Raw genomic sequence first — 12,248 nt, forward strand, 5'->3', positions numbered from 1 at the left:
CAATACCCACACGGTGAACCGTCTCCGTTGTGCAAACTCTCCTTGGCCCGAGGCGGTCCCGTAGGACAGGATCGGACCTCATGGACCTGCTGAACACGCTGGTGGACAAGGGGCTTCGGCGCGAGCTGCCGACCCGCGAGGAAGCGCTCGCCGTTCTGGCCACCTCCGACGACGATGTGCTCGATGTGGTGGCCGCGGCCGGAAAGGTGCGCCGGCACTGGTTCGGGCGACGGGTGAAACTCAACTACCTCGTCAACCTCAAGTCGGGCCTGTGCCCGGAGGACTGCTCCTACTGTTCCCAGCGGCTCGGCTCGAAGGCCGAGATCCTGAAGTACACCTGGCTGAAGCCCGACGAGGCCTCCCAGGCGGCCGCCGCCGGTCTCGCGGGCGGCGCCAAGCGGGTCTGCCTGGTGGCGAGCGGACGCGGCCCGACGGACCGGGACGTGGACCGGGTCTCGGAGACCATCAGGACGATCAAGGAGCAGAACGAGCAGGTCGAGGTGTGCGCCTGCCTCGGTCTGCTCTCCGACGGCCAGGCCGAGCGGCTGCGCGAGGCGGGCGCGGACGCCTACAACCACAACCTCAACACCTCGGAGTCCACCTACGGGGACATCACCACCACCCACACCTACGCCGATCGGGTGGACACAGTGAACAAGGCGCACGCGGCCGGCCTGTCCGCCTGCTCCGGGCTGATCGCGGGCATGGGCGAGAGCGACGCCGACCTCGTCGACGTGGTCTTCTCGCTGCGTGAGCTGGACCCGGACTCGGTGCCGGTGAACTTCCTCATCCCGTTCGAGGGCACCCCGCTGGCCAAGGAGTGGAACCTCACCCCGCAGCGCTGTCTGCGGATCCTCGCGATGGTCCGGTTCGTCTGCCCGGACGTGGAGGTCCGGATCGCGGGCGGCCGCGAGGTCCACCTCCGCACGATGCAGCCGCTCGCGCTGCACCTCGCCAACTCGATCTTCCTCGGCGACTACCTGACCAGCGAGGGCCAGGCCGGCAAGGCCGACCTGGAGATGATCGCGGACGCCGGCTTCGAGGTGGAGGGCGCGGGCGAGGTGACGCTGCCGCAGCACCGGGTCGATGCCGCGGGCGGCTGCGGCTCCGTCTGCGGCTCGCACGAGGGCTGCGGCTCGCACGAGGACGCGGACGCCTGCGGTACGACTGCGGCGGCCGACACGTGCGGTACGACGGCCGGGGGGTGCGGTACCGCGGGTACGGCGGTCGCGCCGGCCCCGCAGGAGGCGCGCCCCGACCTCGTCGCCGTCCGCCGCCGGGGCGCCGGAACGGACCTCGCGCCCAATGCCTGACCTGCCCGGCCTGAGCGTCCCGGAACTGCTGGAGCTGGACCGGCGGCATGTCTGGCATCCCTACGGCCCGATGCCCGGACGCGCCGAACCGCTCGTCGTGGAGTCGGCGAGCGGGGTCCGGCTGCGGCTCGCCGACGGCTCGGGCGAACTGGTGGACGGCATGTCCTCGTGGTGGTCGGCGATCCACGGCTACAACCACCCGGTCCTCAACGAGGCGGCGCACGAGCAGCTCGGGCGGATGAGCCATGTGATGTTCGGCGGGCTCACGCACGAGCCCGCCGTACGGCTCGCGAAGCACCTTGTCGACATGTCACCCGATGGCCTGGAGCATGTCTTCCTCGCCGACTCCGGTTCGGTGTCGGTCGAGGTCGCGGTGAAGATGTGCCTGCAGTACTGGCGCTCGCTCGGCCGGTCCGGCAAGCAGCGGCTGCTGACCTGGCGGGGCGGCTACCACGGGGACACCTGGCAGCCGATGTCGGTGTGCGACCCCAAGGGCGGGATGCACGGGCTGTGGTCCGGCGTGCTGCCGCGCCAGGTGTTCGCCGACGCGCCGCCCACCCGGTACGAGGAGTCGTACGCCGACCGGCTGCGCGAGCTGATCGCCCGGCACGCGGACGAGCTGGCCGCGGTGATCGTGGAGCCGGTGGTGCAGGGCGCGGGCGGGATGCGTTTCCACTCCCCCGCCTATCTGCGGGTGCTGCGCGAGGCGTGCGACGCGCACGACGTGCTGCTGGTGTTCGACGAGATCGCCACCGGCTTCGGCCGCACGGGTGAGCTGTTCGCCGCGGACCATGCGGGTGTCACCCCGGATGTGATGTGCCTGGGCAAGGCGCTGACCGGCGGCTACATGACGCTGGCGGCCACGCTGTGCACCGCGCGGATCGCCGAGGGGATCTCGCGGGGCGAGGTGCCGGTGCTCGCGCACGGCCCCACGTTCATGGGCAACCCGCTGGCGGCCGCCGTGGCCTGTGCCTCCCTCGACCTGCTCCTCGGGCAGGACTGGCGGACGGAGGTCAAGCGGATCGAGGCGGGCCTGTGGGAAGGCCTGGCACCGGCGCGCGAACTGCCCGGGGTACGGGACGTCCGCGTCCTCGGGGCGATCGGCGTCGTCCAGCTCGACCACGAGGTGGACATGGCCGCGGCCACCGCGGCCGCCGTACGGGAGGGCGTCTGGCTGCGCCCCTTCCGCGACCTGGTCTACACGATGCCGCCGTACATCACCTCGGACGAGGACGTGGCACGGATCGCGCGCGCGGTGTGCGCCGCGGCGCGGGAGGGATGACATGCCGGTACTGGTGATCACCGGGACGGGCACGGAGGTCGGCAAGACCGTCACCACGGCCGCCGTCGCCGCCGCCGCGCTCGCGGCCGGGCGCTCGGTGGCCGTGCTCAAGGCCGCCCAGACGGGGGTACGGCCGGACGAGCGCGGGGACGCCGACGAGGTCGCGCGGCTCGCGGGTCCGGTCACGGCCACCGAACTCGCCCGCTATCCCGAGCCGTTGGCACCGGGCACGGCGGCCCGGCGGGCGGGCATGGCCCCGGTGCGCCCGCACGAGGTGGCCGACCGGGCGGCCGAGCTGGCCGCGGAGCACGATCTGGTGCTGGTGGAGGGCGCGGGCGGGCTGCTGGTCCGCTTCGACGCGACGGGCGGAACCCTCGCCGACGCGGCGCGCCTGCTGAACGCCCCCGTCCTGGTCGTGGCCACGGCCGGGCTCGGCACCCTGAACACCACGGAGCTGACGGCGCGCGAACTGCGCCGCCGGGAGCTGGAGCCGGCCGGCGTGGTCATCGGCAGCTGGCCCGACTCCCCCGACCTCGCCACCCGCTGCAACGTGGCCGACCTGCCCGAGGTCGCGGGATCCCCGCTCCTGGGCGCGATCCCCTCCGGCGCGGGAGCACTGCCGCCGGCCGACTTCCGTGCGGCGGCACCGCGCTGGCTGGCACCCCGGCTGGACGGGACGTGGGACGCGGAGGCGTTCCGCGTACGGGTGGCGCTGTAGGGGCCGGATCCAGGTGGCGTTGTGAGCACGGGGCTCCGCGCCGGGGGGTGCGGGGACGTCGTACGGGGGAAACTCTTCCCAGGCCGTCCTGCTCCGGGAGGTTCCCCATGCGGCTGCTGTCCTCCGCCTCCGGCAAGGTGGCGCAGAGTCCCGTCCACCATCCGGTCTTCGCGCGCTGCTACGCCCGCGTCAGCGTGCGTGCCGAGACCCGGATGGGCGTGGCCGGGCTGCGGGACCGGCTGCTCGCCGGACTCTCGGGCCGGGTCATCGAGATCGGCGCGGGCAACGGGCTGAACTTCGCCCACTATCCCGGCACCGTCGCGGAGGTCGTCGCCATCGAACCGGAACCGCTGCTCAGGCAGTTGGCGCTGGAGTCGGCGCTGCGCGCCCAGGTGCCGGTCGACGTCGTGCCGGGCACGGCCGAGGCCCTGCCGGTCAAGAGCGAGGCGTTCGACGCGGCCGTCCTGTCCCTGGTGCTGTGCAGCGTGCGGGACGTACCACGGACGCTGAGCGAGGTACGGCGCGTCCTCAGGCCGGGCGGCCAGGTGCGGTTCTTCGAGCACGGCCGGGGCGGCGGCCGCCTGATGACGCTGACCCAGCGCGCCCTGGACCGGACGGTGTGGCCCACGCTGGCCGGCGGCTGCCATCTGGCCCGGCAGCCGGTGGCCGCACTGCGCGCGGCCGGGTTCACGCTCGGCCCCCAGCGCCCGGTGCTCATGCCGGAGCACGGGCCGGCGCTGCCGACGTCGTACTGCGCGCTCGGCGTCGCCTGGCGGCCGGACGAGCCGAGCGCGCGCTGATCACAGGCTCCAGCGGCGCAGCTCGCGCGCGATGTCGTCCACGCCGGCCGCTTCCTCCTTGACCAGTCGGGCGAGGTCGCGCACCTGCTCGGGTGAGGTGGCCACCTTCACGCCGCTGGTGACCAGGTAGGCATAGGCGACCGCGGAGGCGAAGAGCGCGTTGGACCGCTCCAGCGCCGGCAGGTGGATCAGCAGCTGGAGCAGGGAGGCGGCGCGGGTGTGCGGGTCGTCGTAGACGGGCACGCCGAATATCTCGGCGCGGTGCCGCGCGACGGCGGCGACCAGCGCGCCCCAGTCGGTGACCTGCGGATCTCCGGGGGTTCTCTGTTCGGCGAGCATGAGGAGCCAGGCAAGGTCGATGCTGACATCGTTCAAGGGATCAGTTGCCGTCCCCGGTTCGGGTGCCGCGGGTCTCGGTGAACTCCTCGGCGAACACGGACTCGTACTGCTTCATGAAGTCGGCGGCGGCCTCGACGAACGTATGACCGGCCTCGCCGGTGTCCTGTCTGACCAGCTCTTCTATATAGCGGTTGACGCTGATGCCGCGGGCCAGGGCGCGTTCGCGAGCCGCGCGGGCGGTGCCCTCGTCCACGCGCACGTTCAGCTGGGTCTTCGCCATGCTTCGACGCTAGCGCCGGGGTGCTAGCAAAGCAAGGGCGCACGGAGTGCTGCGCCGAGTCGGCGTGTCCCTTACGCTCGCCCCGCACGGCGGTTCACACGGACGGTTCGGAAAGGCTTCAGGCGACCGGGAGGCGGTCTTGTCCACATCCGATGCGCAGTACGCGCCGGGGGGCGCCGTCGCGGCCCGCGCCCGCGGGCTCACCAAGGCGTACGGCTCCGGCGAGACGGCCGTCATCGCCCTGGACTCGGTGGACGTGGACATCGCGCGCGGCCGTTTCACCGCCGTCATGGGGCCCTCGGGGTCGGGGAAGTCCACGCTCATGCACTGTCTGGCCGGACTCGACACGGTGTCGGCCGGTCAGGTGTGGCTGGGCGGCACCGAGATCACCGGGCTGAGGGAGCGGGAGCTGACCCGGCTCCGCCGGGACCGGGTCGGGTTCATGTTCCAGTCGTTCAACCTCATCCCGACGCTGACGGCCGCCGAGAACATCACCCTGCCCATGGACATCGCGGGCCGCAGGCCCGACGAGCGGTGGCTGAAGCAGGTCATCGACACGCTCGGCCTGCGCGACCGGCTGCGGCACCGGCCCGCCCAGCTCTCCGGCGGTCAGCAGCAGCGCGTCGCGTGCGCGCGGGCGCTGGCCTCCCGGCCTGAGCTGATCTTCGCGGACGAGCCGACCGGCAACCTCGACTCGCGGGCCGGTCTGGAGGTGCTGGGCTTCCTGCGCGAAGCGGTGGACGATCTCGGGCAGACGGTCGTCATGGTCACTCACGATCCCGGCGCCGCCGCCCATTCCGACCTGGTGCTCTTCCTGGCCGACGGGCGGATCGTGGACGGGATGGAGCGGCCGACGGCGGAGGCCGTACTGGAACGCATGAAGCGTTTCGACGTCGTCCGGGACCGGCTCGGCGACGACGGCACCGCCCAGGAGGACTGACCCCGTGCTCAAGGCCACCCTGCGCAGTTTCCTCGCGCACAAGGGACGGCTCGCGCTGTCCGCGCTGGCCGTGATCCTGTCCGTGGCGTTCGTCGCGGGCAGCCTGATCTTCTCCGACACCGTCACGCGGACGTTCGACCGGCTGTTCGCCTCCACGGCCGCCGATGTGACGGTCCAGCCGAAACAGCAGGACCTGAGGGCGGCCCGGGTGAGCGGTGCGGTGCAGACCGTGCCGGCCGCGCTGCGGGACCGGGTGGCGAAGGTCGAGGGGGTCGTGGCGGCCCGCGCCGAGGTGTCGGTGCAGAACGCCGTCGTGGTCGACAGCCGCGACAAGCCGGTCGGCCCGACCACCGGCGCCCCGACCATAGTCATGGCCTGGCACCTCACCGACCGCAGCCCGGTGCGACTCACCTCGGGCCATGCACCGCGCGGTGCGGGCGAGGCGCTGCTGGACGCCGACACGGCCGGCAAGCGGCACGTACGGACCGGCGACACGCTGACCGTGCAGGCACAGCCGGGCACCTTCCGGGTGCGGGTCACCGGCATCGCCACGTTCACCACGACCAACCCCGGCGCGGCCCTGGTCTTCCTGGACCCGGCGGTCGCGGGCCGTGAACTGCTGGGCTCGGCCGCGAAGGCGACCAGCGTCACGGCGGACGCCGCGAAGGGGGTGTCCGACGCGGAGCTGAAGCGCCGGATCGGCGCGGCGATCGGCACCGGCGGCTACGACCTGAAGACCGCGAACGAGCAGGCCAAGTCGGCGGCGGCCAGCCTGGGCGCGTTCCTCGACGTGATCAAGTACGTGATGCTGGGCTTCGCCGGTGTCGCGCTCCTCGTCGGCGTCTTCCTCATCGTCAACACCTTCTCGATGCTGATCGCCCAGCGCACCCGGGAACTGGGCCTGCTGCGGGCGCTCGGCGCGGACCGGCGGCAGGTACGGCGCTCGGTGCTCACGGAGGCGCTGCTGCTCGGCCTGGTCGGTTCGACGCTCGGTCTCGCGGCCGGGATCGGGCTGGCGCTCGGGCTGATCCGGCTGATGACCGCGTTCGGGATGAACCTGAAGGCCACGGAGATGGTCATCGGCTGGGGTACGCCCGTCGCGGCGTACGTCGTCGGTCTCGGCGTCACCTTCGTGGCCGCCTATCTGCCGGCGCGACGGGCGGCGGCCGTGTCGCCGATGGCGGCACTCGCGGATGCCGAGGTCGCCGGTGTGGGCAGGCCGTTGAAGACGCGGGCGATCGCCGGTGCGGTGATCGGGGCGGTCGGCGCGGCGGCACTGGCCGGGTGCGCGGCGGCCACGAGGACCGCGCAGGCGGCCTCGCTGCTCGGGCTCGGCGTGGCCCTGACGCTGATCGCGACCGTCGTCGCCGGTCCGCTGCTGGTGCGCCCGGTGATCCGGGTCCTCGGCGGTGCCTTCCCCGCGCTGTTCGGCCCGGTCGGCCGGATGAGCCAGCGCAACGCCCTGCGCAACCCGCGCCGTACCGGAGCCACGGCCGCCGCGCTGATGGTGGGGCTGGCCCTGGTCGGCGGGATGTCGGTGGCCAGCGCCTCGATGTCCGCGTCGTTCGACCAGCAGATCGACAAGAACCTCGGCGCCGACTTCATCATCCAGAACACCAACTTCATCCCGTTCACCAAGAAGGTGCGGGACGCCGTGGTGGCGACGCACGGCGTGGGGCGCGTCGTACCGCAGCGGCTCACTCAGATCGCCGTACGGCTGCCGGACGGCGACCGGGTCCGAACGACGGCCACCGCGTACGGCCCTGGGCTCGACGACGTCGTGCACATCACCTACGCGCAGGGCGGTTCGGCGGCCGCGCTGGCGGACGGGCACCTCGCCATGGACGCCGGCTTCGCGAAGAACCACGGCGTGCGCGTCGGCAGTGTCGTACCGGTCGAGTTCCCGGGCGGGCGGCACGCGGAGCTGACCGTCGGAGCGCTCACTCACCAGGACACGGCGGACGGGTTCGGCGCGCAGGGCGGTCTCTCCTTCGGCCTCGCCACCGTGGAGAAGTACGTGCCGGACGCACAGGACTCCGTGCTCTACGTCAATGCCGCCGCCGGGACGAAACCGCAGGACCTGCGTCCTCGCCTGGAACACGCGCTCACGCCGTTCCCGCAGGTCCAGGTGCGCAACCAGACCGACTACAAGAAGCTGGTCCACGACCAGATCGCCGTCCTGCTCTACCTGGTGTACGCGCTGCTCGGGCTGGCGATCGTCATCGCCGTGCTCGGCGTGGTCAACACCCTCGCGCTGTCGGTGGTGGAGCGCACCCGGGAGATCGGGCTGCTGCGCGCGATCGGACTGGGGCGGCGGCAGTTGCGCCGGATGATCCGGCTGGAGTCGGTGGTGATCGCGGTGTTCGGCGCGGTGCTCGGGCTGGCGCTGGGGCTCGTGTGGGGGGTGTGCATGCAGCGGGTGCTGGCCCTGCGCGGGCTGACGGCGCTGGCGATCCCCTGGACCACGATCGTCGCCGTCGTACTCGGCTCGGCGGTGGTCGGCGTGGTGGCGGCGCTGCTGCCGGCGCTGCGGGCGTCGCGGATGAATGTGCTGGCGGCGATCGCCCACGAGTGACCGTGCGCGGCCGCCCTGATGGGATCATGATGCAGGCTCAAGTCGCATCGAACCGGGGAGACTTCATGCCGCGTCCGTTCCGCTTCGGGGTCAATCTGCTCACGCCCGCGCCCGCCGCCGAGTGGCGCGCGAAGTGCCGGCGCGCCGAGGAGCTGGGGTACGACGTGATCCTCGTCCCGGACCATCTGGGGATGGTCGCGCCCTTCCCGGCGCTGGTCGCGGCGGCCGAGGCCACCGAGCGGCCCCGGCTCGGCACGTTCGTGCTCAACGCGGGCTTCTGGAACCCGGCCCTGCTCGCCCGCGAGGTGGCGACCACGGACGCGCTCACCGGCGGGCGCCTCGAACTCGGGCTGGGCACCGGGTATGTGCCGACCGAGCACGAGACGGCCGGGCTGCCGTACGGCTCGCCGCGCGAGCGGGTGGACCATCTCGCGCGCATGGTCGGGGAGTTGGACCGGCTTCTCGGCTCCGCCGAACTCCCCTCGTCTCGGCTCCGCCCGACCGGGGGGACCCCCGTGCCGTGCCCCGTGCAGTCCCGGGTGCCGCTGCTGATCGGTGCCAACGGCGACCGGATGCTGCGGCTGGCCGCCGAGCACGCGGACATCGCGGCCTTCACCGGAGCCCGGCCGGGGTCGACGCCGGGTGTGCTGGAGCCGCTCTCCGCCGGGGAGCTGGACGAGCGGGTGGCGCGGTACCGGGATCTGGCGGCGGGCCGGGCGGAGCCGGCGGAGCTGAATCTGCTCCTCCAGCTCGTGGCCGTCACGGACGACCCGGAGCCCGTGCTGAAGCCGCTGCTGGAGCGGCAGCCGCAGCTGACCATGGACGACGTTCTGGCCCTGCCCATCGTGCTGGCCGGCCCGCTGGAGGACGTCGTCGCGCGGGTGCGGGCGCAGCGCGAGCGGTACGGGTTCTCGTATCTGACCGTGCTGGAGCCGCACATGGAGGCGTTCGCGCCGGTGATGGAGAGGCTGCGCGAGGAGTCCGCTTGACGGAAATCCGTGCGCGCGGCACGTATCGCATGGTCCGATGATCAGATGACCGATGTACGCATACGCCCCGCGACCCACTCCGACCTCGACGCCGTGCTCGCCTTCTGGAAGACGGCCGCCGAGGGCACCAGCATCAGCGACGACCGGGACGGGGTGGAGCGCCTCGTCGCCCGCGACCCCGAGGCGCTGATCCTCGCCGAGCGGGAGGGTGAGCTGGTCGGCACGGTGATCGCGGGGTTCGACGGCTGGCGCTGCCATCTGTACCGGCTCGCGGTGCATCCGGGGCGGCGCCGGCAGGGCATCGGCTCGGCGCTGCTGGCCACCGCCGAGGAGCGCTTCGTGCGGCTCGGCGGGCGGCGCGCGGACGCGATGGTGCTGGTCCGCAACGAGACCGCGCACCACGCCTGGAGTGCGGCCGGGTACGGCCCGGAGGAGCACTGGCGGCGCTGGGTGAAGCCGCTCACGGACTGACCCCGCAGAGAGGCTTTGCTCGTCCTTTACCATTGAGGGAGTACTCGGCCCGCTATGAAAGGTTGTGAGCGTCCGCCCATGGGCGAGCCTCCCAGTCCGCGCCACCGCGCGTCCCGTCCCGCCCTCTCCGATCATGGGACGGGGGTGACCCGATGACCGAAGTGCTCCTCCTCCTGGTGGCGATCCTGCTGTCACTGGCCTGCGGCGCCTTCGTGGCGGCGGAGTTCTCGCTGACCACGGTCGAGCGCGGCGAGCTGGAGCGAGCAGTCGAGCGCGGTGAACGCGGCGCCGCGGGCGCCCTGAAGGCCGTACGGAACCTGACCTTCCAGCTCTCCGGCGCCCAGCTCGGCATCACGGTCACCAATCTGGTGGTCGGCATGCTCGCCGAGCCGTCGATCGCCAAGCTGCTCGCGGGCCCGTTCCGGGCGACGGGCCTGTCGGGCGGCACAGCGAGTTCGGTCGCCCTGGTGGTCGGTACGGCCCTGTCGACGGTGTTCCTGATGGTCGTCGGCGAGCTGGTCCCGAAGAACTGGGCGATCTCCACGCCGCTGACCATGGCCAAGCGGGTGGGCAACGCGCAACGCTGGTTCAGCGCGGCCTTCCGGCCCTTCATCACGCACCTGAACAACACGGCCAACCATGTCGTACGCCGGTTCGGCATCGAGCCCGCCGAGGAGCTGGCCTCCGCGCGCGGCCCGCAGGAGCTGGCCGCGCTCGCCCGGCACTCCGCCAAGGAGGGCGCGCTGGAGGCGGACACCGCCGAGCTGTTCGTACGGACTCTGAACCTGGCCGACCTGACGGCGGAGAACGTGATGACCCCGCGCGTCCAGGTGATCGCCCTCGACACCCAGGCGACCTGCGAGGACGTGGCGAACGCGACCCGGGCCACCGGTCTGTCCCGGTTCCCGGTCTACCAGGGCAGCCTGGACTCGGTCGTCGGCGTCGCCCACGTCAAGGACATCCTGGCGGTACCCGCCGAACAGCGCCGCCACCGCCGCGTCTCCCAGGAGATGCGCGAGCCGCTGCTCGTCCCCGAGTCCCTGACCGTCGACCGGCTGCTGGACCGGCTCGGCGGCAGGCGCACCATGGCCGTCGTCATCGACGAGTACGGCGGCACGGCGGGCGTCGCGACCCTGGAGGACATCGTCGAGGAGGTCGTCGGCGAGGTGCGGGACGAGCACGACCCGCACGAGACGCCCGACCTCGCCCCCGCCGGGGCGGACGAGGACGGCCGGGCCCTGTACTCGGCCGACGGCGCCGCCCGCACCGACCAGCTCGCGCGCGTGGGCCTGCGGGTGCCCGAGGGGCCGTACGAGACGCTGGCCGGACTGGTCGCGACCCTGCTGGGCCGGATACCGCGGACCGGTGACACGGTCGAGGTCGCCGGCTGGCGGCTGGACGTGGTGGACGCCACGGGCCGCCGGGCGGCCCGGGTGCTGCTGCACGCGCCGCTGGACGACGAGCAGGCCCATGAGACCGCAAAGGGGGCGCGATGACCGCCGTACAGCTGCTGATCGGCCTGACGACCCTGGTCGTCAACGCCTTCTTCGTCGGCGCCGAGTTCGCGCTGATCTCCGTGCGCCGCTCGCAGATCGAGCCGCTGGCCCAGGACGGCGACCGGCGCGCGAAGGCCGTGCTCTGGGGCCTGCAGCACGTCTCCGCGCTGCTGGCCGCCGCACAGCTCGGCATCACGCTGTGCACGCTGGTCCTGGGCGTGGTCGCCGAGCCCGCGATCGCGCATCTGCTGGAGCCGGTGTTCCACGCGCTCGGCGTGCCGCAGAGCGCGGGCCACGCGGTGTCCTTCGTGATCGCGCTGACCCTCGCGACCTATCTGCACATGCTGCTGGGCGAGATGGTCCCGAAGAACATCGCGCTCGCGGAACCGGTGCGCAGCGCGCTGCTGCTCGGCCCGCCGCTGGTCGCGCTCTCCCGGGCACTGCGCCCGGTGATCTTCACGATCAACGCCTTCGCGAACGGGCTGCTGAAGCTGCTCAGAGTGGAGGCGAAGGGCGAGGTCGCGGCGACCTTCACGGACGCCGAGCTGGCCGAGATCGTCAAGGACGCCGGCGAGGCGGGTCTGATCGACGACCGGGCACGGGAGCGGCTGCACGACGCCCTGGAGCTGGGCAGCCGGCCGGTGCGGGACGTCGTGGTGCCGCTGGAGCGCGTGGTGTACGCGCACGTGGGCGTCACTCCGGAGCAGCTGGAGCGGCTGTCGGCCGAGTCGGGCTTCTCCCGGTTCCCGGTGGTCGACGTGGGCCGACGGATCGTGGGCTATCTGCACGTCAAGGACGCACTGGACGCCTCGCCGCGGGACGTGCCGTTCCGGCTGCGCGACATGCGGCCCATCGCCCGGGTACGGGAGCGGACCCCGCTGGACGACGTGCTCACCGCGATGCGGGGCAGCCGTACGCATCTCGCGGCGGTGCTCGGCGACGACGGCCGGCTGGCCGGACTGGTGACCATGGAGGACGTGCTGCGGGAGCTGTTCGGACAGCCTGCACCGGGGTGACGCCGAGCGTTCACGGGGCGACCGACCGG

At 72.7% G+C, this 12,248-nt stretch carries 12 protein-coding genes; 10 read left to right on the plus strand and 2 right to left on the minus strand.

The window, feature by feature from the left end; translation table 11 throughout:
- Positions 1–80: 80 nt before the first annotated feature.
- The 4 genes from bioB to AB0L75_RS11320 all read left to right on the plus strand — a co-directional run bounded on the left by bioB (position 81) and on the right by AB0L75_RS11320 (position 4,113).
- Positions 81–1,313 carry a biotin synthase BioB gene (gene bioB / locus AB0L75_RS11305; protein ID WP_365178673.1) on the plus strand — a complete coding sequence of 411 codons (1,233 nt, stop codon included), beginning with the start codon at positions 81–83 and terminating at the stop codon, positions 1,311–1,313.
- Positions 1,306–2,595 (plus strand): adenosylmethionine--8-amino-7-oxononanoate transaminase, encoded by a 1,290-nt coding sequence (locus AB0L75_RS11310; RefSeq protein WP_365178676.1) that lies wholly within the window; start codon positions 1,306–1,308, stop codon positions 2,593–2,595. The genes bioB and AB0L75_RS11310 overlap by 8 nt, the downstream gene beginning before the upstream one ends.
- A gap of 1 nt (position 2,596) precedes the next feature.
- Entirely contained in the window at positions 2,597–3,313 is a 717-nt protein-coding gene (gene bioD / locus AB0L75_RS11315) for a dethiobiotin synthase (RefSeq protein ID WP_365178679.1), read from the plus strand.
- A gap of 107 nt (positions 3,314–3,420) precedes the next feature.
- A complete protein-coding gene (locus tag AB0L75_RS11320) occupies positions 3,421–4,113 on the plus strand; it encodes a class I SAM-dependent methyltransferase (RefSeq protein ID WP_365178682.1) in 693 nt (230 codons plus the stop codon).
- Here AB0L75_RS11320 and AB0L75_RS11325 read toward each other — a convergent pair whose 3' ends face one another.
- Together AB0L75_RS11325 and AB0L75_RS11330 are read right to left on the minus strand one after the other, a co-directional pair.
- Positions 4,114–4,488, minus strand: coding sequence for a fic family toxin-antitoxin system, toxin component (locus AB0L75_RS11325; protein WP_365178684.1), 375 nt, complete (start codon positions 4,486–4,488; stop codon positions 4,114–4,116).
- Positions 4,489–4,492: 4 nt separating this feature from the next.
- Positions 4,493–4,732 carry a toxin-antitoxin system HicB family antitoxin gene (locus AB0L75_RS11330; protein WP_365178686.1) on the minus strand — a complete coding sequence of 80 codons (240 nt, stop codon included), beginning with the start codon at positions 4,730–4,732 and terminating at the stop codon, positions 4,493–4,495.
- Positions 4,733–4,871: 139 nt separating this feature from the next.
- On the opposite strand from AB0L75_RS11330, the gene AB0L75_RS11335 reads away from it, so the two are divergent.
- From AB0L75_RS11335 to AB0L75_RS11360, 6 genes are all read left to right on the plus strand, one after another.
- Positions 4,872–5,672, plus strand: a complete 801-nt coding sequence (locus AB0L75_RS11335) for an ABC transporter ATP-binding protein (RefSeq protein ID WP_365178689.1) — start codon at positions 4,872–4,874, stop codon at positions 5,670–5,672.
- A gap of 4 nt (positions 5,673–5,676) precedes the next feature.
- Entirely contained in the window at positions 5,677–8,247 is a 2,571-nt protein-coding gene (locus AB0L75_RS11340; protein ID WP_365178691.1) for an ABC transporter permease, read from the plus strand.
- Between the two features lie 65 nt (positions 8,248–8,312).
- On the plus strand, positions 8,313–9,236 hold the full coding sequence (locus AB0L75_RS11345; protein WP_365178694.1) for an LLM class F420-dependent oxidoreductase: 924 nt from the start codon (positions 8,313–8,315) through the stop codon (positions 9,234–9,236).
- A gap of 45 nt (positions 9,237–9,281) precedes the next feature.
- Entirely contained in the window at positions 9,282–9,707 is a 426-nt protein-coding gene (locus AB0L75_RS11350) for a GNAT family N-acetyltransferase (RefSeq protein WP_365178696.1), read from the plus strand.
- Positions 9,708–9,859: 152 nt separating this feature from the next.
- Complete coding sequence (locus tag AB0L75_RS11355; RefSeq protein WP_365178699.1) at positions 9,860–11,203, plus strand: hemolysin family protein; 1,344 nt, start codon at positions 9,860–9,862, stop codon at positions 11,201–11,203.
- On the plus strand, positions 11,200–12,219 hold the full coding sequence (locus AB0L75_RS11360) for a hemolysin family protein (RefSeq protein ID WP_365178702.1): 1,020 nt from the start codon (positions 11,200–11,202) through the stop codon (positions 12,217–12,219). The genes AB0L75_RS11355 and AB0L75_RS11360 overlap by 4 nt, the downstream gene beginning before the upstream one ends.
- Positions 12,220–12,248: the final 29 nt, after the last annotated feature.

This window comes from Streptomyces sp. NPDC052101 (genome assembly GCF_040680235.1).
Taxonomy (GTDB): Bacteria; Actinomycetota; Actinomycetes; order Streptomycetales; family Streptomycetaceae; genus Streptomyces.

Bases quoted from the DNA above. Each gene is read 5' to 3' on its own strand.
- AB0L75_RS11350 (WP_365178696.1), top strand. From the start codon at position 9,282: ATGACCGATGTACGCATACGCCCCGCGACCCACTCCGACCTCGACGCC.
- AB0L75_RS11355 (WP_365178699.1), top strand. From the start codon at position 9,860: ATGACCGAAGTGCTCCTCCTCCTGGTGGCGATCCTGCTGTCACTGGCC.
- bioB (WP_365178673.1), top strand. From the start codon at position 81: ATGGACCTGCTGAACACGCTGGTGGACAAGGGGCTTCGGCGCGAGCTG.
- AB0L75_RS11330 (WP_365178686.1), bottom strand. From the start codon at position 4,732: ATGGCGAAGACCCAGCTGAACGTGCGCGTGGACGAGGGCACCGCCCGC.
- AB0L75_RS11310 (WP_365178676.1), top strand. From the start codon at position 1,306: ATGCCTGACCTGCCCGGCCTGAGCGTCCCGGAACTGCTGGAGCTGGAC.
- bioD (WP_365178679.1), top strand. From the start codon at position 2,597: ATGCCGGTACTGGTGATCACCGGGACGGGCACGGAGGTCGGCAAGACC.
- AB0L75_RS11360 (WP_365178702.1), top strand. From the start codon at position 11,200: ATGACCGCCGTACAGCTGCTGATCGGCCTGACGACCCTGGTCGTCAAC.
- AB0L75_RS11320 (WP_365178682.1), top strand. From the start codon at position 3,421: ATGCGGCTGCTGTCCTCCGCCTCCGGCAAGGTGGCGCAGAGTCCCGTC.
- AB0L75_RS11345 (WP_365178694.1), top strand. From the start codon at position 8,313: ATGCCGCGTCCGTTCCGCTTCGGGGTCAATCTGCTCACGCCCGCGCCC.